At 69.5% G+C, this 21,368-nt stretch carries 24 protein-coding genes and 1 pseudogene; 11 read left to right on the top strand and 14 right to left on the bottom strand.

Annotation, left to right across the window (positions count from 1 at the left end; genetic code table 11):
- Window positions 1-1,141: hydantoinase/oxoprolinase family protein (locus ACK42S_RS06225; protein ID WP_409704581.1), on the bottom strand; the 1,141-nt coding region annotated here is incomplete at its 3' end.
- Window positions 1,142-1,157: 16 nt separating this feature from the next.
- The gene (locus ACK42S_RS06220) at window positions 1,158-1,712 is read right to left on the bottom strand and encodes a winged helix DNA-binding protein (RefSeq protein ID WP_409704579.1); all 555 of its coding nucleotides are present in this window, start codon (window positions 1,710-1,712) and stop codon (window positions 1,158-1,160) included.
- Window positions 1,713-1,967: 255 nt separating this feature from the next.
- On the opposite strand from ACK42S_RS06220, the gene ACK42S_RS06215 reads away from it, so the two are divergent.
- The 3 genes from ACK42S_RS06215 to ACK42S_RS06205 are packed head-to-tail and all read left to right on the top strand — an operon-like array spanning window position 1,968 to window position 4,737.
- On the top strand, window positions 1,968-2,936 hold the full coding sequence (locus ACK42S_RS06215; protein WP_409704577.1) for a TRAP transporter substrate-binding protein: 969 nt from the start codon (window positions 1,968-1,970) through the stop codon (window positions 2,934-2,936).
- Window positions 2,936-3,433, top strand: coding sequence for a TRAP transporter small permease (locus tag ACK42S_RS06210; protein WP_409704575.1), 498 nt, complete (start codon window positions 2,936-2,938; stop codon window positions 3,431-3,433). Before ACK42S_RS06215 ends, ACK42S_RS06210 begins: the two co-directional genes overlap by 1 nt.
- A complete protein-coding gene (locus tag ACK42S_RS06205) occupies window positions 3,433-4,737 on the top strand; it encodes a TRAP transporter large permease (RefSeq protein WP_409704573.1) in 1,305 nt (434 codons plus the stop codon). The genes ACK42S_RS06210 and ACK42S_RS06205 overlap by 1 nt, the downstream gene beginning before the upstream one ends.
- A gap of 3 nt (window positions 4,738-4,740) precedes the next feature.
- On the opposite strand, the gene ACK42S_RS06200 is transcribed toward ACK42S_RS06205, so the two are convergent.
- The 5 genes from ACK42S_RS06200 to ACK42S_RS06180 all read right to left on the bottom strand — a co-directional run bounded on the left by ACK42S_RS06200 (window position 4,741) and on the right by ACK42S_RS06180 (window position 9,500).
- Window positions 4,741-5,673 carry a lipase secretion chaperone gene (locus tag ACK42S_RS06200; protein ID WP_409704571.1) on the bottom strand — a complete coding sequence of 311 codons (933 nt, stop codon included), beginning with the start codon at window positions 5,671-5,673 and terminating at the stop codon, window positions 4,741-4,743.
- A 1-nt stretch (window position 5,674) separates the two neighbouring features.
- The gene (locus ACK42S_RS06195) at window positions 5,675-6,604 is read right to left on the bottom strand and encodes a lipase family alpha/beta hydrolase (protein ID WP_409704569.1); all 930 of its coding nucleotides are present in this window, start codon (window positions 6,602-6,604) and stop codon (window positions 5,675-5,677) included.
- A 150-nt stretch (window positions 6,605-6,754) separates the two neighbouring features.
- On the bottom strand, window positions 6,755-8,212 hold the full coding sequence (locus ACK42S_RS06190) for a sensor histidine kinase (RefSeq protein ID WP_409704587.1): 1,458 nt from the start codon (window positions 8,210-8,212) through the stop codon (window positions 6,755-6,757).
- A 69-nt stretch (window positions 8,213-8,281) separates the two neighbouring features.
- Window positions 8,282-8,953, bottom strand: a complete 672-nt coding sequence (locus ACK42S_RS06185; protein WP_409704567.1) for a response regulator — start codon at window positions 8,951-8,953, stop codon at window positions 8,282-8,284.
- A gap of 61 nt (window positions 8,954-9,014) precedes the next feature.
- On the bottom strand, window positions 9,015-9,500 hold the full coding sequence (locus ACK42S_RS06180; RefSeq protein ID WP_409704565.1) for a MarR family winged helix-turn-helix transcriptional regulator: 486 nt from the start codon (window positions 9,498-9,500) through the stop codon (window positions 9,015-9,017).
- A gap of 140 nt (window positions 9,501-9,640) precedes the next feature.
- Between ACK42S_RS06180 and recA the strand changes: the two genes are divergently transcribed.
- Together recA and recX are read left to right on the top strand one after the other, a co-directional pair.
- Window positions 9,641-10,756, top strand: coding sequence for a recombinase RecA (recA, locus tag ACK42S_RS06175; RefSeq protein ID WP_409704563.1), 1,116 nt, complete (start codon window positions 9,641-9,643; stop codon window positions 10,754-10,756).
- Window positions 10,757-10,762: 6 nt separating this feature from the next.
- Window positions 10,763-11,215: a recombination regulator RecX gene (gene recX / locus ACK42S_RS06170; protein ID WP_409704561.1), complete on the top strand. Its 453-nt coding sequence runs from the start codon at window positions 10,763-10,765 to the stop codon at window positions 11,213-11,215.
- A gap of 17 nt (window positions 11,216-11,232) precedes the next feature.
- Here the strand turns inward: recX and ACK42S_RS06165 are convergent, their stop codons facing one another.
- On the bottom strand, window positions 11,233-12,780 hold the full coding sequence (locus tag ACK42S_RS06165; RefSeq protein WP_409704559.1) for a M48 family metalloprotease: 1,548 nt from the start codon (window positions 12,778-12,780) through the stop codon (window positions 11,233-11,235).
- Window positions 12,781-12,911: 131 nt separating this feature from the next.
- On the opposite strand from ACK42S_RS06165, the gene moaC reads away from it, so the two are divergent.
- Entirely contained in the window at window positions 12,912-13,415 is a 504-nt protein-coding gene (moaC, locus tag ACK42S_RS06160; RefSeq protein WP_409704557.1) for a cyclic pyranopterin monophosphate synthase MoaC, read from the top strand.
- 46 nt (window positions 13,416-13,461) lie between these two features.
- Here the strand turns inward: moaC and ACK42S_RS06155 are convergent.
- The 3 genes and pseudogenes from ACK42S_RS06155 to ACK42S_RS06145 form a co-directional block, all read right to left on the bottom strand.
- Window positions 13,462-14,427, bottom strand: a pseudogene (locus tag ACK42S_RS06155) (Bug family tripartite tricarboxylate transporter substrate binding protein); the annotation flags it as partial.
- A 123-nt stretch (window positions 14,428-14,550) separates the two neighbouring features.
- A complete protein-coding gene (locus tag ACK42S_RS06150) occupies window positions 14,551-15,357 on the bottom strand; it encodes an HDOD domain-containing protein (RefSeq protein ID WP_409704555.1) in 807 nt (268 codons plus the stop codon).
- Between the two features lie 13 nt (window positions 15,358-15,370).
- The gene (locus tag ACK42S_RS06145; RefSeq protein ID WP_409704553.1) at window positions 15,371-15,748 is read right to left on the bottom strand and encodes a hypothetical protein; all 378 of its coding nucleotides are present in this window, start codon (window positions 15,746-15,748) and stop codon (window positions 15,371-15,373) included.
- 187 nt (window positions 15,749-15,935) lie between these two features.
- On the opposite strand from ACK42S_RS06145, the gene ACK42S_RS06140 reads away from it, so the two are divergent.
- On the top strand, window positions 15,936-16,604 hold the full coding sequence (locus tag ACK42S_RS06140; protein WP_409704551.1) for a protein phosphatase CheZ: 669 nt from the start codon (window positions 15,936-15,938) through the stop codon (window positions 16,602-16,604).
- On the opposite strand, the gene ACK42S_RS06135 is transcribed toward ACK42S_RS06140, so the two are convergent.
- Entirely contained in the window at window positions 16,605-17,105 is a 501-nt protein-coding gene (locus tag ACK42S_RS06135) for a MaoC family dehydratase (RefSeq protein WP_409704585.1), read from the bottom strand.
- 2 nt (window positions 17,106-17,107) lie between these two features.
- The gene (locus tag ACK42S_RS06130) at window positions 17,108-17,338 is read right to left on the bottom strand and encodes an L-histidine N(alpha)-methyltransferase (protein ID WP_409704549.1); all 231 of its coding nucleotides are present in this window, start codon (window positions 17,336-17,338) and stop codon (window positions 17,108-17,110) included.
- A 122-nt stretch (window positions 17,339-17,460) separates the two neighbouring features.
- Between ACK42S_RS06130 and ACK42S_RS06125 the strand changes: the two genes are divergently transcribed.
- Entirely contained in the window at window positions 17,461-18,030 is a 570-nt protein-coding gene (locus tag ACK42S_RS06125) for an NnrU family protein (RefSeq protein ID WP_409704547.1), read from the top strand.
- A gap of 218 nt (window positions 18,031-18,248) precedes the next feature.
- A complete protein-coding gene (locus ACK42S_RS06120; RefSeq protein WP_409704545.1) occupies window positions 18,249-18,872 on the top strand; it encodes a TetR family transcriptional regulator in 624 nt (207 codons plus the stop codon).
- A 170-nt stretch (window positions 18,873-19,042) separates the two neighbouring features.
- On the opposite strand, the gene ACK42S_RS06115 is transcribed toward ACK42S_RS06120, so the two are convergent.
- Window positions 19,043-19,687 (bottom strand): NAD(P)-dependent oxidoreductase, encoded by a 645-nt coding sequence (locus tag ACK42S_RS06115; RefSeq protein ID WP_409704543.1) that lies wholly within the window; start codon window positions 19,685-19,687, stop codon window positions 19,043-19,045.
- A gap of 102 nt (window positions 19,688-19,789) precedes the next feature.
- Here ACK42S_RS06115 and ACK42S_RS06110 point away from each other — a divergent pair, with 102 nt between their 5' ends.
- Window positions 19,790-20,695, top strand: a complete 906-nt coding sequence (locus tag ACK42S_RS06110) for a LysR family transcriptional regulator (RefSeq protein WP_409704583.1) — start codon at window positions 19,790-19,792, stop codon at window positions 20,693-20,695.
- Window positions 20,692-20,841: a hypothetical protein gene (locus ACK42S_RS06105; protein ID WP_409704541.1), complete on the top strand. Its 150-nt coding sequence runs from the start codon at window positions 20,692-20,694 to the stop codon at window positions 20,839-20,841. Before ACK42S_RS06110 ends, ACK42S_RS06105 begins: the two co-directional genes overlap by 4 nt.
- Window positions 20,842-21,368 lie beyond the last annotated feature (527 nt).

The following is a 21,368-nucleotide window of genomic DNA, read 5'->3' as shown; positions in this document are numbered from 1 at the left end:
AGGTGGGCTGGATCTTGCCCAGCATCACGTTCGCATCCGTCACCGCCAGCGGGCCGCCGCGGCGATAGCAGGCCGGGCCGGGGTTGGCGCCAGCGCTGTGCGGGCCGGCACGAAGGCGCGAGCCGTCGAAGGTCAGGATGGAGCCACCGCCGGCGGCCACCGTGTGGATGCTCATCATCGGCGCGCGCATGCGCACGCCGGCCACCTGGGTCTCGAAGGCGCGCTCGAACTCGCCGGCATAGTGCGACACATCGGTGGAGGTGCCGCCCATGTCGAAGCCGATCACGCGCTCGAAGCCGGCGAGCTCGGCCGTACGCACCATGCCGACGATGCCGCCGGCCGGGCCCGAGAGGATGGCGTCCTTGCCCTGGAAGCGGTCGGCCTGGGTGAGGCCGCCGCTGGACTGCATGAAGTACAGCGGCACGCCCGGCATCTCGGAGGCGACCTGCTCCACATAACGGCGCAGGATGGGCGAGAGGTAGGCATCGACCACCGTGGTGTCGCCGCGCGAGACGAACTTCATCAGCGGGCTCACCTCGTGCGAGACCGACACCTGCGTGAAGCCGATCTGGCGCGCCAGATCAGCGGCCTTGCGTTCGTGGGCCGTGTGGCGGTAGCCGTGCATGAAGACGATGGCGCAGGCGCGGATGCCGTCGGCGTAGGCGGCTTCCAGGGCCGTGCGCAAGGCGCCGGCATCGAGCGGCTGCACCACCTCGCCGTCGGCGCCGATGCGCTCGTCGGCCTCGATCACCTGCTCGTAGAGCAGCTCGGGCAGCACGATGTGGCGGTCGAAGAGTCGCGGGCGGTTCTGGTAGGCGATGCGCAGCGCATCGCGGAAGCCCCGCGTGGTGACCAGCAGCGTGCGGTCGCCCTTGCGTTCCAGCAGCGCATTGGTGGCCACGGTGGTGCCCATCTTCACGCATTCGACCTGGGCCGGCGTGATGAGCTCGCCGGACCCCAGGCCCAGCAGCCTGCGGATGCCGGCCACTGCGGCGTCGCGGTACTGCTCGGGGTTCTCCGACAGCAGCTTGGCCGTCGTGATCGAACCGTCGGGGCGCCGCGCGACGATGTCGGTGAAGGTGCCGCCCCGGTCGATCCAGAACTGCCAGCGCTGCGTATTTGTGGGACAGGGCGTGCTCATACGGGCCTCCATGGGTTCACAGCGAAGCGGCGGCGCGGGCCGCCTGGTCGTACACGCCGGAGAGCACGCGCAGCAGCCGGGCCAGTTCGCCGATTTCGTGGTTGAGCGCCTCGTTGGCGTTGAGCGCACTCACCAGACAGGCCTCGCGGATCTCGCGGTAACGCTCGACGTGGCGCCGGCCCGCCTCGGTGGTGGCATAGGTGACGTCCTTGCCGTTGCGGCTGGACTGCACCACCCCAAGGTTCTGCAGCTTTTTCAGCGAATAGTTGATCAGATGCGTGTCCTCGACATTCATGATGAAGCAAATGTCGGACAGGCGCTTGTCTCGGGCCCGGTGATTGACGTGGTGCAACACCAGCACGTCCAGCGGCGTGAGCTCGCGCAGGCCGGCGGCGGCCATGCAGTGCACGATCCAGCGCGAGAAGGCATTGTTGGAGACGATGAGCCCGAATTCGAACTCGCTGAGTTCGCTGCTGCGCGGCGAGACCAGATGGGCCGACGAGACGATGGGCCGTCGGGGCTCGAGGGGCACACCTGCCGTCGGGGCGGGCGCGGATTTGCGGCGGGACATGGTTTTTCTCCAAGCAGGTGCCTCACGGCGCACCAAAACCGGTCATAGCGGCCCTGCCAGGGGGCCGACCACCCAGATAATGTACGCCATACATCAACGTTTTATCGACAAAATGTCAACATGACGGGAAAACACTGATCCCGGATCGGTGGCAACTCACTACATTGGTGGGCACGCCCTGGCCCCGTTCTTGCGTGACCAGCCCTGCCTGCGGCGACGTGTGCCGCTTCCGCTCCCGAACGTTTGGAGGTTTCCATGCTCAAGCCGTCTCTTGTCGCCGCCGTGCTGGTGGGCTTTGCCGCCGGCGCCCTTGCCCAGACCAAGTGGGACCTGCCCACCGCCTATCCCGCCAGCAACTTCCACACTGAAAACATCGTGCAGTTCGCCAAGGAGGCCGGCGAGGCCAGCGGCGGCAAGCTGGCCATCACGGTGCATCCCGGGGCCTCGCTGTTCAAGGCGCCGGAGATCAAGCGTGCGGTCCAGGGCAACCAGGCTCAGGCCGGTGAGATCCTGCTGGTGAATTTCCAGAATGAATGGCAACCCTTCGGTCTGGACGGCATCCCCTTCCTGGCCGACAGCTACGCCGCGGCGCGCAAGCTCTATGCGGCCCAGAAACCGGCGCTGCAAAAGAAGCTTTCCGAACAGGGCATGATGCTGCTCTTTTCGGTGCCCTGGCCGCCCCAGGGCATCTACAGCAAGAAGCCGCTGAACGCCGCGGCCGACCTCAAGGGCAGCAAGTGGCGCGCCTACAGCCCGGCCACCTCGCGCATCGCCGAGCTGGTGGGCGCGCAGCCCGTCACGGTGCAGGCCGCCGAGCTGTCCCAGGCGTTGGCCACCGGCGTGGTCGAGTCGATGATGACCTCCGGTGCCACCGGCGTGGACAGCAAGCTCTACGAGCACCTGAAGTACTACTACGACACCCAGGCCTGGCTGCCCAAGAACGCGGTGATCGCCAACAAGCGCGCCTTCGATGCGCTGGACAAGGCCACGCAGGACGCCGTGCTCAAAGCCGCCGCGGCCGCCGAGGAGCGCGGCTGGGCCGCCAGCCAGCGCGTCAACACCGACACCCAGGCCAAGCTCAAGGCCAACGGCATGGAGGTGCTGCCGCCGTCGGCCCAGCTCAAGGCCGACATGCAGAAGGTCGGTGAGGTGCTGCTGAAGGAATGGCTGGACAAGGCCGGCCCTGAAGGCCAGGCCATCGTCGATGCCTACAAGAAGATGTGATGCGTCGCGTCCTCGATGCGCTCTATGACGGCGCGGCGGTGCTCGCCGCGCTGTGCATGATCGGCACGCTGGCGATGGTGCTGGGCAGCGTGATCGACCGCTTCCACACCTTGCCGCTGCGCGGCATGGATGCCTATGCGGGCTACTGCATGGCCGCCGCCGCCTTCCTGTCGCTGGCCCACACGCTCAAGCGCGGCGAGCACATCCGCGTGACGCTCGTGCTCAATGCCCTGGGCACGCAGGGGCGGCGTGCGCTGCAGCTGTGGAGCCTGTCGGTCGCGGTGGGCCTGTCCGGGCTCTTTGCGTTTTACAGCGCGCGGCTGGTGTGGCAGTCGCATGCCTTTCACGACATCTCCACCGGCATCGATGCCACGCCGTTGTGGATCCCACAGCTCGCGATGGCGGCCGGCACGCTGCTGCTCTTCGTGGCCTTCGTCGATGAATGGTGGCTCACTGTGCGCGGCCGTGCATCGCAGGTGCGCGAAGCGGGGGTCTGATGGACGACATCCTGATCACCACCTTGCTGGTGCTGAGCCTGTTTGCCCTGCTGGGGTCTGGGGTGTGGATCGGCCTGACGCTCACCGGTGTGGCCTGGATTGGCATGCAGCTCTTCAGCCCCCGCCCGGCGGGCGATGCGATGGCGCTCACGATCTGGGGCTCGGCGTCGAGCTGGACGCTCACGGCGCTGCCGCTGTTCGTGTGGATGGGCGAGATCCTCTTTCGCACCCGGCTGTCGGAGGACATGTTCAATGGGCTGGCCCCCTGGATGAACCGCCTGCCCGGCCGCCTGCTGCACACCAACATCCTGGGCTGCACCATCTTTGCCGCGGTCTCGGGCTCGTCGGCCGCCACCTGCGCCACCGTGGGCAAGATGGCGCTGCCCGAGCTCAAGCGCCGCGGCTACCCGGACGGCATCGTCGTGGGCTCGCTGGCCGGCGCCGGCACGCTGGGCCTGCTGATCCCGCCGTCGTTGATCATGATCGTCTATGGTGTCACGGCCGACGTGTCGATCGCGCGCCTGTTCGCCGCCGGGGTCTTTCCCGGCCTGCTGGTGGCGGGCCTGTTGATGGTCTATGTGATGGTCTGGGCGGCCCTGCACCGCGAACAGATCCCGGCGGCCGACCCGGGGCTGTCCCTGCTCGACAAGCTCCGGGCCTCGCGCAACCTCATCCCGGTGGTGCTGCTCATCCTGGCGGTGCTCGGTTCCATCTACACCGGCATCGCCACCGCTACCGAGGCGGCGGCCCTGGGCGTGGTGGGGGCTCTGGTGCTGTCGGCCGCGCAGGGCTCGCTGACCTGGCGCACCTTCTGCGATTCGCTGATGGGCGCCACGCGCTTGTACTGCATGATCGCGCTCATCCTCGCCGGGGCGGCCTTCCTCACGCTGTCGATGGGCTACATCGGTTTGCCGCGCCACCTGGCCGAATGGATCGGCTCGCTGGGCCTGTCGCCGCTGGCCCTGCTGGTGGCGCTGATGGTGTTTTACATCCTGCTGGGCTGCTTCCTCGACGGCATCTCGATGATCGTGCTGACCATGGGCGTGGTGTTGCCCATCGTGCAGGGGGCGGGCATCGACCTGCTGTGGTTTGGCGTGTTTCTCGTGATCGTCGTGGAGATGGCGCAGATCACGCCGCCGGTGGGCTTCAACCTCTTCGTGCTGCAGGGCATGACAGGCAGGGAGCTGCCCTGGATCGCACGTCAGGCCGCGCCGATGTTTGTGCTGATGATCGTCGCACTCGGGCTGATCTACCTCGTTCCCGAGATCGTCACCTGGCTGCCGCAGCAGGTGATGGGGCGCTGAGCCCTACAGGCCCAGCAAGGCTTTCACGCGCCACTGCTCGCGCTCGTCGAAGTGGCTGGCGATCCAGCCCTCGATGGCGTCGCGGCGCTGCGGCTCGGACAAATGGGCGGCCTGCTGCAAGGCCTGCACCTGCGCGCGGGCCTGGGCCAGCCGGGCCTGCCAGAGCGCCTCGGCTTCGTCCTCGGCGCGCAGGCGTTCGGCCGCCTCCGCGCCGAACTGCGCAATGCGTCGCCGGTGCAGCTCGTCGGCGCTGAGCTGGGGGTCGGGGTGCAGCAGCGGGTCGAGCGTCGAGGACGCCGGCGAGCTCGCCTGCAGCCCTTGCTCGATGCGCCGGCGCATCGCCTCCTCCTCGTCGCGGTAGAAGGCCTCGGCCCACACCGGGCCCAGGATCTCGCGGCGCACCCGCTGGCGCTCGGCCAGCGCCTGGGCCCAACTGCGCGGGTCGTCCAGCCGGGCCGCCGTGGCATGGCGTCGCTCCTGCAGTGCGATGTAGCGCTCCCACACGGCCATGATCTCGGTGCTGGCCTGCGGCCCCACGTCGCGCAGTGTGCGGTCGAGCAGCCAGGCGGTCAGTTCATCCAGGTTGACCTCGCCCAGCGTGGTGAGCAGCTGATCGAAGCGGCGGCGCAGAGCCAGGCTCGGCTGCAAGCGGCCCTGGGCGTCCACGCCCCAGTCGCCGTCCAGCGCGGCCTCGCGCAGCGAGCCGTCGACGAACAGGGCATGGTCCACGTCGGCCACCGAGCGCGCCAGCGCCGGCCCCAGACTGCGCAACGGCGAGGGCGCCGCACCCATCAGGCTGAAGCCTTCGGCCCGGCCCACGGGGGCCGCCGCGGGTGCCGGCACGTTGGCCTCGGGAGCCTGGCGCAGCAGGCCCCAGGCGATCGCCGCCGCCACCGCGGTGGCGGCCAGCATCAGCGCCAGGGGACGCCCGGCCATCTCACAACCCGGCCTGCTTGAGCCGGTTGGCCTGGGTGCGATAGAAGGCCACCGGGTCGGGCGTGAACAGTCCGCGCAGGCCGAAGGCCTGGTTGACCTCGTCGAGGTGGTTCCAGGGATAGTTGTCGCGCAGCACCACGCCCCAGCGCGAGGAGCAGCGTCCGACCAGACCGTCGTTGTCCTGGCCCCAGAAGGCCAGGGAACTCAAGCCCAGGAAGGCGTCGCTCGCGTCGAGCACATTGGTGAGCACCGAGGTGCCGCTGGCCGAGTAGTAGCGCACGCCGTTCACGCTGGACGGGCCCTGGCCGCAGTAGCTCGTGGGCCGGCCCTGAGGGAAGCGTTGGTTGAATGCGGCGCTGCCCTTGGTGGTGAGCGAGATCATCGCGGCCTCGGAGTTCTGCGGCAGCCCCGGCGCGCCCGACAGCAGGCTGATCACGCTGGCAAAGCCGTTCACCAGGGCCGAGACCGTCGCGGTGGTGCCGGTCACGCCAGTGCCGGCCTGGATGGCGTCGGCCACCGGGCTGCCCAGGTGGGGCGTGCCCACGGTGGTGACCGAGGCGACGAGGTCGGGCGCCACGGCCGCCACGTAGCGGATGGTGTGGCCGCCGTGGCTGTGACCGATGAGATTGAACTTCTGGTGCCCGTAGGCGGCCTTGAGGCGGCGCAGCTCGGCCAGGAGCTGCTCGCCACGCACCTCGCTGGCGTTGGCGGCCGACTGCTGCGTCACGTACACGCGCGCGCCGCCAGCGCGCAGCGCCGAAGGGATGCCGTACCAGTAGTCGATCGGCCCCACGGCGTCAAAGCCGAACAGGCCGTGCACCAGCACGATGGGATGGCGGGTCTGGGTGTAGGTGTCGGCCTGGGCCGACAGGGGCAGGGCGGCAGCCAGGCAAGCCAAGGCCAGCGCGCTGCGGGGCAAGCGTCGTTTCACAGGGTGTCTCCTCGGGGTCAGGGTCCACGCTCGACTGCTGCAGCCGGGCCTGCGTGGGGCCCGCCGTGGCGTGGTGAGCGCATTAAAGAACGGCCGTTCTTTTTTGCACACCCGTGTTTTCCCAGAGGAGCCCTGGGAAGGCGTCCCCGCTCAGGGGTGCACCTCCTGACGCTCGCCGGGCGTGGGGGTCGCGGCCTCGTGGGCCATGGCCTCGCGTGCCACCGGGAAGCGCACCGTCACGCGCGTGCCGCGGGCCTCGGCGGGGGCGGATCGCACGTCCTCGATCGAGACCTCGGCCCCATGCTGCTGGGCGATCTCGCGCACGATGGCCAGGCCCAGGCCGCTGCCGTCCACCTCGGTGCCCAGGGCCCGGTAGAAAGGCTGGAACACGAGCTCGCGCTCGTTCTCGGGGATGCCGGGGCCGGAGTCCTCCACCTGCAGCACCACCACCTGGCCGAAGGGGTCGTGCAGCACGCGCACCGTGACCGTGCCCCCTGGCGGCGTGTACAGCAAGGCGTTGTCCACGAGATTGCGCACCAGCTCCTTGACCAGCAGCGGGTTGCCGCGCAGCAGCGAGCGGCCGGCCGGCCCCAGGCCGCGCTGCGGCCCCTCGTAGCCCAGGTCGATGCGCTTGTCCATCGCGCGCGGCACGAAGTCGCGCACCACCTCGGTGGCGATCTCGCCCAGCGGCACCTCGTGCCGGCGCGGCGTCTGGCCCTGGTTTTCGGCACGCGCCAGCGCCAGCAACTGGTTGACCATGTGCGCGGCGCGCTGGCTGGAGCGCGCGATCTGGCGCAGCGAGCGCTTGAGCTCCTGCGGGTCGCGCTGGCCGGCGTCGATTTCGCGCTGTGCCAGCTCGGCCTGCATGCGCAAGCCCGCCAGCGGCGTCTTGAGCTGATGGGCCGCGTCGGCCAGGAAGTGCTTCTGCGTCTTGATCGATTGGTCCAGGCGCGCGAGCAGGTCGTTGATCGAGCGCACCAGCGGCGCCACCTCCTCGGGGGCCTCGTGCTCGTCGATGGGGCTGAGGTCGTCGCTCTGGCGGCGCCGGATGCGCTGCTGCAGCTCCGACAGCGGCGCGATGCCGCGCGACAGCGCCAGCCACACCAGCACCACCGCCAGCGGCAGGATGACGAATTGCGGCAGGATCACGCCCTTGATGATTTCGGTGGCCAGGTGCGAGCGCTTGTTCAGCGTCTCAGCCACCTGCACCAGGGCATGCTGGCCTTCGTCGGCGCCGGGCACCTCCACCCAGACATAGGCCACGCGGATGGGCACGTTGTCGATCTCGTCGGCGCGCAGCTTCACCGTGCCCGGGTCGTGCGGCTCCTCGGCCACCGGCACTGGCAGGCTGCGGTCGCCGCTGACGAACTCGCCGCGCACCCCCAGCACCTGGAAGTAGATGTCATCCGCGTTGTCGGCCTTGAGGAACTCCGAGATCGTGGGCGGCAGCTGGAGCACCACCTCGTTGTGCGAGACTGCCACTTGCTGCGCGAGATTGCGCGCCGTCTCGGTGAGCGCGCGGTCGAAGGGCCGGTTGGCGATGTTCTCGGCCACCACCCAGGTCAGCCCCACGCTCATCGGCCACAGCAGCAGCAGCGGCGCGAGCATCCAGTCGAGGATCTCGCCGAAGAGCGAACGCTGCTCGCGGGCCAAGGTGGGATGCCTGTGTCTCGTGCGTTACTGCGGGATCTTCTCAAGGCAGTAGCCCAGGCCGCGCACGGTGGCGATGCGGATGGGCCCCTGCTCGATCTTTTTGCGCAGGCGGTGGATGTAGACCTCGATGGCGTTGTTGCTCACCTCATCGCCCCACTCGCACAGGCGCTCGACGAGCTGGTCCTTGCTCACGAGCCGGCCGGTGCGCTGCAGCAGCACCTCCAGCAGGCTCAGCTCGCGTGCCGACAGCTCGATCATCTGGTCGTTGATGTAGGCCACGCGCCCGGTCTGATCGAAGGTCAGCGGCCCGTGCTTGATCAGCGTGGAGGCCGCACCCAGGCCACGGCGCGTCAGCGCCCGCACGCGCGCTTCCAGCTCCTGCAGCGAAAAGGGCTTGGCCATGTAGTCGTCGGCGCCCAGGTCCAGGCCCTTGACGCGTTCCTCGATGCTGTCGGCCGCCGTGAGGATGAGCACCGGGGTGGACGTGCCGCGCGCGCGCAGCCGGCGCAGCACCTCCAGGCCGTGCAGCTTGGGTAAGCCCAGGTCAAGGATGATGAGGTCGAACTCGTGCGAAGCCAGCGCCGCGTCGGCCTCGGTGCCCGAGCCGACCTGGTCGACCGCGTAGCCCGCGCCGCGCAGCGAGCGCAGCAGGCCGTCGGCCAGCACTTGATCGTCTTCCGCGATCAGGATGCGCATGGCTGTCTCCTCACAGTGTGAGCTCTCGATTCTAGGCGAGCGCACCTCACGCTGCCTTGCGTCAGGCCGCCCCGCCTGCGGCATAAGCCTCCAGCCCCAGCATGACGACCGTGGCCACCTCGTGGCCCACTTCGGCGCGGAATTCGGCCTCGGCCTGGGCCACGGCGCGCCGGAAGGCGTCCAGCCAGGCCAGGCCGGTGGGGGTGAAACGCACGAGCCGCGCACGCGCGTCGCGCGGGTCGGCCTCGCGCACCACCAGGCCCCAGGCCTCGCACTGGTCCACCAGGTCGCCCATGGCCTGCTTGCTCATGCCGGCGCGGGCCGCCAGCTCGGTCAGGCGCGAACCCTCCAGCGCCAGGTGGCGGGTGATGTGGATGTGCGCGGCCGTCACCTGCTGACGCGCCGCGAGGTGGGCCAGGGCCAGCGGCACCTCCACATCGCGGGCCATCAGCGCGAGCACCCGGGCATCGAAGCGGCGCAGGGCATGGCCCAGCAGGCGGCCCAGGTGGATCTGGCGCCAGGTGTCATCGGGGGAGGAGGAGTACATGCCTTGATAGTAAGGCAAACTGACTAAAAAACCTGTTTACTCGGAGGTACGACCCCCGCAGAATACTGTTCATGCATCCAGCCTGTGTGCAAAGACAGGCTCCCAGGACACCCATCGCCAACCCTCAAGGAGAAAGATTCGTGGACGCACCCGTCAAGGCCCTGAACACCGAAAAAGCCAAGGCCCTGCAGGCCGCGCTGGCCCAGATCGAGAAGCAGTTCGGCAAGGGCTCGATCATGCGGCTGGGCGAGGGCGAAGCCGTCGAGGACATCCAGGTGGTGTCCACCGGTTCGCTGGGCCTGGACATCGCCCTGGGCGTGGGCGGCCTGCCCCGTGGCCGCGTGATCGAGATCTACGGCCCGGAGTCCTCGGGCAAGACCACGCTGACGCTGCAGGTGGTGGCGCAGATGCAAAAGCAAGGCGGCGTGTGCGCCTTCATCGACGCCGAACACGCGCTGGACGTGCAGTACGCGCAGAAGCTGGGCGTGAACCTGCAGGACCTGCTCATCAGCCAGCCCGACACCGGCGAGCAGGCCCTCGAAATCGTCGATGCCCTGGTGCGCTCGGGCTCGGTCGACCTCGTCATCATCGACTCGGTGGCCGCCCTCACGCCCAAGGCCGAGATCGAAGGCGAGATGGGCGACGCTCTGCCCGGCCTGCAAGCCCGCCTGATGAGCCAGGCGCTGCGCAAGCTCACGGCCACGATCAAGAAGACCAACTGCATGGTCATCTTCATCAACCAGATCCGCATGAAGATCGGCGTGATGTTCGGCTCGCCCGAAACCACCACCGGCGGCAACGCCTTGAAGTTCTATTCCTCGGTGCGCCTGGACATCCGCCGCGTGGGCTCGATCAAAAAGGGTGAGGAGGTCATTGGCAGCGAGACCAAGGTCAAGGTCGTGAAGAACAAGGTCTCGCCCCCGTTCAAGACCGCCGAGTTCGACATCCTGTACGGCGAAGGCATCTCGCGCGAAGGTGAGATCATCGACCTGGGCGTGAACACGCGCGTGCTCGAGAAGTCCGGAGCCTGGTATGCCTACAACGGCGAGAAGATCGGCCAGGGCAAGGACAATGCCCGCGAATTCCTGAAAGAGAACCCCGAGCTGGCCTTCGAGATCGAGAACAAGGTGCGCGAGGCCCTGGGGGTGCCGGCGCTGGCCGGCGCCGCGGCTTCGGCGGCCGACAAACCTGAAAAGGCCGCCGGCAAGGGCAAGGCCCGGGCCGCCAAGGACGCCGAAGTGCCCCTGGAGGAATGATCCGGCGTGGGCTTTGCCAAGCTCTCCCTCAAGGGCCGGGCGCTGAAGTACCTGGCCCAGCGTGAACATTCGCGCGCGGAGCTGGCGCGCAAGCTGGCGCCGCATGCCGATGACGCGGACGACATCAACGCCGTGCTCGACGCCTTGCAGGCCACAGGCTGGCTGAGCGAGGAGCGCTTCGTCGAATCGGTGCTGCACCGCAAGGCGGCCCGCCTGGGCACGGCGCGCATCCGCCAGGAACTGCAGCGTCACGGCCTGGCGCCGGAAGCGGTGGCCGGGGCTGTCGAGCAATTGCGCGACACCGAACTCGAACGCGCCCGTGCCGTCTGGACGCGCCGTTTCGGCGGCGACGCCCCCACCGATGCCACCGAGCGGGCGCGTCAGATGCGGTTCCTGGCTGCGCGCGGCTTTGCCACCGAGATCATCCGCCGCGTGGTGCGCGGCGGCGAGGACGACTGAGGCAGTTCACGCCCCGGTCAGCGCCCCATCTCCTCCCGGCGCCGCTGCAGCCATTCGGCCTCGATCTCCCGCAGCCGCACGTCGATCACCGAGGCCTCGATGAAGTCGGCGGAGCCTTCGGCGGGGCGGCTCAGCCGCTGTGCGGCACGCAGACGGTCGATCGCCCCTTGGAGATCGCCGAGCAGGTAGCGTGCCTCGGCCTGGGCACGGATGCCGCGCAGCGGCTGGCCCAGGCGTTCCCAGGCCTGCCCGAGCAGTTCCCAGGCGCGGTGGTCGCGCGGGTGCAGCGAGGCCCAGGTCTGCAGGTCCTCGGTGGCGCGTCGCCAGGCGACGGGGTCCGCGCCGCCGTCGGCCAAGATGGCCTGGGCCCCCAGCAGCTCGCTGGCGCGTGAGCCGTCGCGGCGGTGGGGGGCCAGGGCGGCCTGGGCCTGGGCGGCCTCGCCCTGGGCCAGGGCCAGGTCGGCACGGACCAGGGCCAGGGCCCGGGTGGCACGGGGGTCGCCCTGCACCAGGGGCTGGGCGCGTTCGAGCGCGGCGCGCATGCGCGGCCAGTCGCGCAAGGCGGCCGCGGCATGGGCCTCGGTGCTGGCTTGCAGCAAGGCGCCGGCGCGGTCCGGCGAGGGGCTGCCTTCGGTGGCCAGCCAGTTGCGAGCCGCATCGGGGCGCGGGTCCATCAGCACACGCGCACGGCCTTGCATCAGGGCATGCTCCAGCGTGGGCGACGGCGGTGTGCGGCCGTTCAGGCCGGTGCGTGTGCGGGCCTCGCCGATGCGTTCGCTGGTCAGCGGGTGGCTGCGCAGGTAGGGGAAGGCGTTGTTGTCGTTCAGGCGCGAGACCTGCTGCAGCCGCTCGAACATGCTGGGCATGCCCAGCACCGAAAAGCCGGCGCCTTCAAGCAGCCCCAGGCCGATGCGGTCGGCCTCACGCTCCATGTCGCGCGAGAAGTTGAGCTGGCCCTGCAGGGCCGCCGCCTGGCCGCCGGTGATGAGGGCATTGGCCGCATCGGGGCTGCGGCTGGCGGCCATCACGCCCAGGATCATCGAGGCGATGGCGAGCATGGACTGCTGGCGCTGCTGGGCCAGGCCCCGGGCGATGTGGCGTTGCGTGACGTGGGCCAGTTCGTGCGCGAGCACCGAGGCGAGTTCATCGCCGGTGGTGGTCATGCCGATCAGGCCCAGGTGCACGCCCACGTAGCCGCCGGGCAAGGCGAAGGCATTGACCGAGCGGTCGCGCACGAGGAAGGCCTCCCAGGCGAAGCGGTCGGAGAGTTCGGCCGAGAGGTCGCCGCGCGCACGGGCGGCCGACAGCAACGGGCGCCACAGCGAGAGCAGGTAGTCTTGCAGCACCAGATCGTCGGCATGGGCGGGATCGCGGCGGATCACCTGCATGATGCGTTCACCGAGTTGACGCTCGGCGGCCGGGCTGAAGTCGGCCGAGACCGTGTCGCCCAATGCGGGCAGGGCGGCCGCGGACTGGGCCGCCGCGGGGCCCAGGCTGCCCAGCCCGAGGCTCAGGGCCAGCGCCAGGCAGGTCAGGCGACGGGGGAGGATCGAGAGGCGGTGCATGGAGCGGACCTTACCAGGGCGCAAGCCCGGTTCGTGGCAGACAGCCTCATTGGAAACCGGGGGGACGGCGAGGTTCGGTGCCTTTACACGGCGGAAACATCTCCGGCGGTCCTCGCTATCATGCACCGATCATGAATCATCCCGCTCCAAGCCCTCCGGCCGGGGGGCTGACACATTTCGATGCGCAGGGCCAGGCTCACATGGTGGACGTGGCCGCCAAGGACGTGACCCACCGCGTGGCGGTGGCCGAAGGCCACATCGAGATGCGGCCGGCCACGCTGCAAGCCATCGTGGCCGGCACGGCCCGCAAGGGGGACGTGCTGGGCATCGCCCGCATTGCCGCCATCCAGGGTGCCAAGCGCACGGCCGACCTGATCCCGTTGTGCCACCCGCTGCCCATCACCCGGGTGGCGGTCGATTTCGAGGTCGATGCCGCGGCCTGCCGCGTGCGTTGCCGCGCCCAGGTCGAGACGCTCGGGCGCACCGGCGTCGAGATGGAGGCCCTCACCGCCGTGCAGGTGGGTCTGCTCACGATCTACGACATGTGCAAGGCCGTGGACCGGGGCATGACCATGGGCGGCATCCGCCTGCTGGAAAAGCACGGCGGCAAGTCGGGGTCGTACGTGGCGCCGTGACGTGTGCCGGCCGCCGCGGCCGCCGGCACACACCGCAGGGCGGTCCGCTCGGCTTGGCCAGTCCGAGCTTTTCGATCAGGGCCTTCTCCTTGGCGAAGGTCTCTTCGGCAAAGCGGGTGTACTGGGCCGAGCTCATGTACATCAGCTCCTGGTCATACTTCGCCAGGGCTTCCACGTGGTTGGGCATCTCCATTGCCTGCTTGAAGGCGTCGTGCAGGGTCTTGACCAGCCCCGGGTCCATGCCCCTGGGCGCGCCAATGCCGTAGGGCGAGGCCTGCACGATGCCCAGGCCCAGCTCCATCAGCGTGGGCACGTCAGGGAAGCGCTTGAGCCGCTTGGCCCCCCAGGTGTTGAGCAGGCGCAGCTTGCCGGCTTCCACATGCGGGGCAAAGCCGGTGGAGTCGGCGGCGGCCATGAGCTGGCCGCCCAGCAGGTCCTGCATCAGCGGGGCGCTGCCGCGGTAGGGGATGTGGTTGAGCTGGATGCCCAGCTTCTGCGCGATCTCCTCCATCGTCAGGTGCGGGCTGGTCAGGGCCCCGGTGGAGCCGTAGCTCAGCTTGCCGGGGTTGGCCTTGGCATAGGCGACGAAGTCCTTCCACTCCTTGAAGGGCGAGTCGGCCGGCACCACCACGCCGAAGGCATAACCGGTGACGCACAGGATGTAGGTGATGTCCTTGACCGGATCCCAGTTGATCTTGGTGGTGTAGGGCAGGCGGAACACGCCCAGCGGGATCTGGGCGAGGGTGTAGCCGTCGGGCTTGGCGGTCTGCAGCGCCTGGGCGGGCAGGGTGCCGCCGGCCCCGGAGCGGTTCTCGACCACCACGGTCTGGCCGAGGATCTTCGAGGCGTTCTCGGCGAGCACGCGCATCGTGATGTCGGTAGGGCCGCCTGCGGGGAAGGCGATCAGCAGCTTGATCGGTTGGCTGGGGAAGGCCTGGGCCCGGACCCAGGGGGCCACGCCCAGGGCCACAGCAGACCCGCCCAGGGCGCGCAGGATGTGTCGACGCTTCATGGAGTCACCTCGAAAGCAAGGGAAGACGAGGATGACACCCCCCCCACCCCCGGACCACCCGGATTTGTCCTGAAAGCCTGTCGCGCAGGGGTCAGGACCTGCGGTCCGGTTCCGACCTGCAGTTCACAGGCGTGTGGACATCACGGATTGCACCTCGCGCGCGACCTGCATCAGGGCCGCTTCGTCCAGCGGCGCGAGCGCTGCGACGGCGGGCACGGCCGCTTCGAGCATGTCGGGGGCGCGCAGCAGGTAGTGGGCCACGGTGGACAGCGCACACAGGGGCCGCGCCGCCGCCAGGCTGGGCCAGGTGCCGCCGCTGTGCACGGCCACGTGGTAGCGCACGCAGGCGATGGCGGCCGGATCGAGCATCCAGGTTTCGCACAGCGCGGCGCCCAGCGCATCGTGGCTCACGCCGAAAGCCTGCATCTCCTGCAGCACCAGCAGGTCGTCCGAAGGCGCGGTCTTGAGCATCGGGCCGTAGCGCTGCGGGGCATGCCGCACCATCACGGCCTTGCCGCATTCCTCGAACAGCCCGGCCGAATGGGCCACGAAGGCGTTCAGCCCGAGCTGGCGGGCCATCAGGCCCATCAGCAGGCCGCGCCGGCTCGCGCGGGACCACAGGGCCTCCAGTTCGGGCGTGGCGGGAAAGACCGAGCGCAGGCCCATCTCATAGGCGATTGCCGCCACCTGGCTGCTGCCCAGGTACTGCAGGGCCTGCTGCACGGTGCGCACCTGGTGGCGCAGGCCGTAGATCGGCGCGTTCAGGGCCTTGAGCACGCCCGCGGCCAGGGCCATGTCACCCTCGATGAGGCTGGCCATGGCCTTGAAGTCCACCTCGTCTTCGGCCAGCAGCAGCGAGAGCTGGACCAGCACCTCGGGCCGGGCCGGCAGGTCGATGTTCAGGGCGCGCAGGGCCGGATCGACTGGCATGACCCGTGCGGTCTCAGCGCTTGCGCAACTGCAGTGACACCTGGGTGTCGGCCGCACCGCGGTTGACCCAGGCCCAGCACACCACCTGCGCGCGCGGCACTTCCAGGGCGTCGCGTGCCTCGCGCACGGCGCTGCGCGTGGCACCGCCCACCACCTGCCGGGTGCGTGCGTCGCGGATGGTGAAATCCACCGGCCCCTGCGCGACGAAAGCCCAGACCACCCGCTCGCCCGAGGCGAGCCGGCTGCAGGCTTCATGTTCGGACTTGGTGGCGACGGTGAAAACGAGGCTGGCGGCGCCCTGGGCGTCCCAGCGCACATCTTCGGCCTGCGCGGCCCCGCCGCCCCCCATCAGGGCGAGGGCTGTCAGGCACCACAGTGTCGGCTTGGCCATGGGGAGGGTCCATCGGCCGGACGACGGCCGTTGCGCACACTGTAGCGCAGCGCGGGCCGGCCATGTCCCCCAGGAACACCCCGGCTTGGCGGTCCAGCGTGGGGGGCCTGGCGTGCCTTTGGCAGAATCGGCGGGCTCCCGCCCTTGGCCGACGGGGCATTCCTTCGCCGCTTTCTCCCGAACTCCCATGCAGACCGATCCCGGCACGACCCTCACCATTTCCAAGGACGAAGCCTTCGTGTGGCTGGGCCGCATCACGCGCCAGCTCCACGAGGCGATGCTGGCCCTGGGGGCGGGCCAGGAGCTGCACCGCGTGGCCCAGGAGATCCCCGATGCGCGCGAGCGCCTGGCCTATGTGGGCAAGATGACCGAGGAGGCGGCCAACAAGGTGCTCAACCTGGTGGACGAGGCCAAGCCCCGGTGCAACGAGGTGGCGGCCCAGGGCCGTGAGCTGGCCCAGAGCCTGCGCCGCCTGGCCGAGACCGCGGAGCTGTCGCCTGAGCGCTCGCGCGCGATGATGAAGCTGTGTGCCGACTATGCCGAGCGCGCCGCGGGCTTTGCGCAGGGGCAGGGCGAGATCCTCAGCCAGATCATGCTGTCGCAGGACTTCCAGGACCTCTCCGGCCAGGTCATCAAGAAGGTGATCGACATCATCACCCGCACCGAGCGCCAGTTGCTGGACCTGCTGGTGGCCAGCGCGCCTGAGCAACTCCAGGGGGTGGGCGGCGCAGCCCCGGCCGAGCGCAGCAAGCCGACCAGCGTGCCCTCCAGTCAGGAACTCGCCGGGCCGCAGGTGCCCGACAAGGCGCTCAAGCAGGACGAGGTGGACGACCTGCTGGCGTCCCTCGGCTTCTGATCAGACCGCCTCCGGCGCCGCCACGCCACGGCGCTGGAACATGCCCCAGCCTTCCATGCGCAGCACCACCTCGTCCTCGCCCGAAGGACGGCGGGCGATGGCCTCCCACTGCGTGCGCACCAGGCCCACGTGCGGCTTGCTGTTCATCGGCCGCGCTTCGAGGGTTTGCATGCGCACGCGCAGCACGTCGCCGGGATAGACGGGCCGCAGCCACTGCAGCTTGTCCAGCCCCGGCGAGCCCAGGCTGGCGGCTTCCAGCAGATAGGCGTCGCACATCATGCGCATGACCATCGCGCAGGTGTGCCAGCCGCTGGCGGCCAGGCCACGGAACAGCGGGTGGGCGGCGGCCACGGTGTCGTCGAGATGGAAGGGTTGGGGGTCGAATTCGCGGGCGAAGCGGATCACCTCATCGCGCTCGACGCGCTTGGCGCCGAACTCGCGCACCATGCCGGGGGTGAAGTCTTCCCAGTACCAGCGGGGGGCAGGGGGGTGTGCTTGCATCGTCATGCCTTGCTCTTGAGCCAGTGTGCCGAGCATAAACGCTGCGGATCGCGCCACACGGCCTCGGGCACGAAGCCCGATGGCGCAGCCAGGGCACGAAAGCCCTCGACGCTGTACTTGTAGGAGGACGCCGTGTGCAGCCGGTCGCCGGCGGCACAGTCGAAGTGCTGCCCGGCCAGGTGCACGGCCTGCGCGCGGCGTGCCACGAGGTGCATTTTGTGGGCCGCGTGCATCGGACCTGCGGCATCGGCGCATCGTGCTGACATGACGCTGTCAGCAAGACAGCGCGCCGCTTTTTGCCTAGCATCGCGCCGTGGCGGCCGCGGTGGCCGCGGTCACCTTGACGGGAGTCCCGATGAGCCTGCTGATCCTGGGTCTGGTCCTTTTCCTGGGCGTCCATTCGGTGTCCATCGTGTCGCGCCCCTGGCGGGATGGCATGGTGGCACGCCTGGGCGAGGGCCCGTGGAAGGGCTTGTATTCGCTCGTCTCGCTGGCGGGCTTCGCGCTCATCGTCTATGGCTACGGCCTGGCCCGACAGGCGCCGGTGGTGCTTTACACGCCGCCGGTGGCCCTGCGCCATGGGGCGATGCTGCTGATGCTGCCGGTCTTCGTGCTGCTGCTGGCGGCCTACCTGCCCGGGCGCATCCAACGCGCCGCCAAGCACCCCATGCTTGCGGCCACCAAGTTCTGGGCCCTGGCCCACCTGCTGGCCAATGGCACGCTGGCCGACGTGCTGCTGTTCGGCGGCTTCCTGGCCTGGGCCGTGGCCGACCGCATCGCGGTCAAGCGCCGTCCCGCCAAGGACGATGCGCCGGGGTCCGTGGTGAACGACGCGCTGGCCGTGCTCGGCGGCCTGGTGATCTACGGCGTGTTCGTGGTCTGGGCCCATGCCTGGCTGTTCGGCGTGAACCCGATGGGGCGCTGAACGGCCTGTTCGTTGCACGCGGGACCACCTAAGCGCAAGGAGTTGGCATGGACACCCCCGTCGGCGTCCATGGCGAGGCGCCCTGAGGGGGCGCCGGACGCGATGTGGAGGGACTCCATGAGCGTGGCCGATCCGATGGGCGGGGTGTGCTCGTCGGAGAGGTCCGACGCTGCCGCCATGAGGGACCCACACACTGCCGAAGCCCTGGCCGAGGCCCGGTGATCGACAAGCGCCCAGCCTCGCGCTACCGTCGCTGCATGGACGACTCCTTGCAGCCCAACGCCGAACAGATCCTCGATGCGGCCCTCGTCCTGGGCGAGCGCCTGGGCTGGGACGCCTTGCATTTGCACGACCTGGCCCAGGCCCTGGGGGTGGGCCTGCCGGTCATCCACCGCCACTATGCCGGCAAGGACGCGCTGGCCGAGGCCTGGTTCGATCGCGCCGACCGCGCCCTGCTGGCCGCCGGGGAGACTCCGGGATGGGAGGCGCTGCCGGTGCGCGACCGCCTGGAGCGGGCCCTGTGGGCTTGGCTGCAGGCCCAGGCCCCGCACCGCCGGCTCAGCGCCGCGATGCTGCGCTACAAGCTGCAGATAGATCACCTGCACCTGCAGGCTCAGGGTGCGCTTCGCGTGAGCCGCACAGTGCAGTGGTGGCGCGAGGTGGCGCGCCTGCCCTGCGTGGGGCTGCGGCGCGAAGCCGAGGAGGTGGCGCTCAGCGGTCTCTTCCTGGCCACCTATGCCCGCTGGCTGCGCGACGACACGCCGCAGGCGGCCGTCACCCGCCACTGGCTGACGCGGCAACTGGCACGGGCCGAGGCGCTGGCGCTGCGCTGGCCGGGTTGAGCCGCTTCATTGCCGGCATCTGCACGTCCATCGTGGGTTTCGATGCGGCACGTGCAGTGCGGGACCGCGAAGGGCCCACCGTTTTCACGATGGAAGGCGGCTGTGCGGTGCACGAGGTCGGCGTGAACGCGGTCAACGAGCTCGGAAAGCTGCGTTGCGGCCTGACCGGCTCAGGCGCCAGCCACCGTGAAGCGCCGCTGCAGGTGTTTCGGATGCTCGATCTCGTCGAGCACGGCCACGGCGAGGTCGGCCACCGAGATGCCGGCCGGCTGCTCACCGGCCATCAACACCTCGTCGCCGCCCAGGCGGTAGGCGCCGGTGCGCTCGCCGGGCTGCAGGAACACGGGCGGGGACAGGAAGGTCCAGTCCAGCGCTGTCTCCTGGCGGATCAGGTGGAGCGCTTCACGGGCGGCCAGCGCCCCCTGCTTCCATTCGGCGGGGAAGGTGGGTGTGTCCACCAGTTGAACGCCGGGGGCCACGTAGAGGCTGCCCGCGCCGCCCACCACCAGCAGGCGCTTCACGCGGGAGCGCTTCACCCCCTCGAAGATGGCGCGCGTGCCGCGCAGGTATTCGTCATGGATCTGCGGGTGGGTCCAGCCCGGGTTGTAGGCACTCACCACGGCATCGGTGCCGGCCACGGCGGCGGCCACCTGGGCGGGGTCGGTGGCATCGGCCTGCACCACCGTCAGGCCGGGCCGGGGGGCGAGCTTGGCAGGCTCGCGCGACAGCGCGGTCACGGCATGGTTGCGTTGCAGGGCTTCGGTCAGCACGGCCGAACCGACGAAGCCGGTGGGGCCGATCAGGGCGATCTTCATAGAGCTCCTCGAGCGATGGGTTGCGAGGCCTGAACGATAGATCCGCAAATCAAACTAAACTAGTCTGCGAAATCTGACTTTCTTGTTTAGAAAAACTGCATGATCGAGCAGCTCAAGCGCATGGCGGTGTTCGCCACCGTGGTCGAGCAGGGTTCGATGAACGCAGCAGCCCGGGCGCTGGGCACCACTGCCTCGGCCGTGAGCCAGCAGGTGCGCCAGCTCGAACGCGACATGGGCGTCACGCTACTCACGCGCTCCACGCGCAAGCTGCGCCTCACCGTGGCCGGCGAGCGCTTCCACGAAGGCTGTGCCGCCATGCTGGCCGCTGCGCGCGGTGCCGGCGAACAGCTCGCGCAGATGCGCGACGCACCGGTGGGCGAGCTGAGGGTGTCGTCGCCGGTGGGGTTTGCGCGCCACCTGGGGCCGGCGCTGGCGCCGTTGCTGGCGGCCAACCCCGGGCTGAGGCTGCACCTGCAGGTGGACGACACCCTGATCGACCTGGTCGAGCAGCGCATCGACCTGGCCATCCGCTTCGGCCGGCTGCCCGACTCCACCTGGGTGGCGCACCGCCTGGGCGAGCTGAGGATGATGGTGTGCGCTGCGCCCGCTTATCTGGCTGCGCGCGGCGTGCCGGGCTCGCCGGCCGAGCTGCTGGCCCACGACTGGCTGCGCACCGCCGGCGGCAGCCTGGGGGCGGTGCTCGAACTGCACGGCCCGGCCGGCGCGGTCGAGCGTCTGCGGGTGCAGGCGCGGGTGATCAGCAACAACCAGTTGTCGCTGCAGCAGATGTGCGAGGCCGGCCTGGGCCTGGCGGTGCTGGGCGACCTCGACATCGAAGACGCCCTCCAAAGCGGACGCCTCGTGCCCCTGTTGCCTCACTGGCGGCCGCCACCGCTGGGCATGTATGCCCTCACGCCCCAGCGTGAGGCCCAGCCTGCCAAGGTACGCTTTGCGATCGAGGCCTTGCGTCGGGCCATGGCGCCGTCCGGCCCTAAGATGCCGGCATGAAGCAACTCCTCGTGGCCCTGTGGATGGTCGGGTGCGCGGCGGCCGCGGCCCAGACGGCCTGGCTGCTGGGCGAACTGCACGAACAGCCCGATCACCAGCGCCAGGCGGCGCAGATCGTTGGCGAGCTGGCCGCGGTGCGCTGGTGAGCAAAGTCTTATCGGTCAGGGCCGGAGCATCGATCGGAGCGCTGTGTGCTGGCACCCACGAGGCGGTCAACTGCGCATTCAGACGCAACACGCAGCGCTCCTGTCGCGGTGACGCGTGGCTTCGAAACGAGATTGGCCCGCGGCTGGTGGCCATGGTGCGGCCGCTGCGCGAGGCATCGCCGTTGACGGCGATTTCGCGTCCGGCCTGGCCAATTGCCGTGCTTGCGCGACACCCGCGCTGTCCTCGCCGGCCTGAGAGACAAATCTGCCGTGTCCGAAAAGCGTGGCCGAAGGGGTGACCGAACAGGTGGTGGCCAGTGTGCAGTGCTGCGCCGCAGGTCGTGCAGCAGGTAGGCACTGTTATCTTGGCTGCAACAAACCGGTGTGACACCTGTTGCAACGTGACAGGTGCGGCGCTGAGGGGCAACCCGTACGCCACAGGCGCAGCGAGTCGAATGTCGTCGAGGCGAAGGTTGCTGGCATGGGGCTTGCCTATCAATGGCCATGATCAGCCCCACGTCACAGCC

Source organism: Caldimonas sp. (assembly GCF_046289365.1).
In the GTDB taxonomy this organism is placed as follows: Bacteria; Pseudomonadota; Gammaproteobacteria; order Burkholderiales; family Burkholderiaceae_C; genus Caldimonas.
Note: the sequence above shows the minus strand (reverse complement) of the source record. Positions and strands in the feature narration are given on the sequence as shown.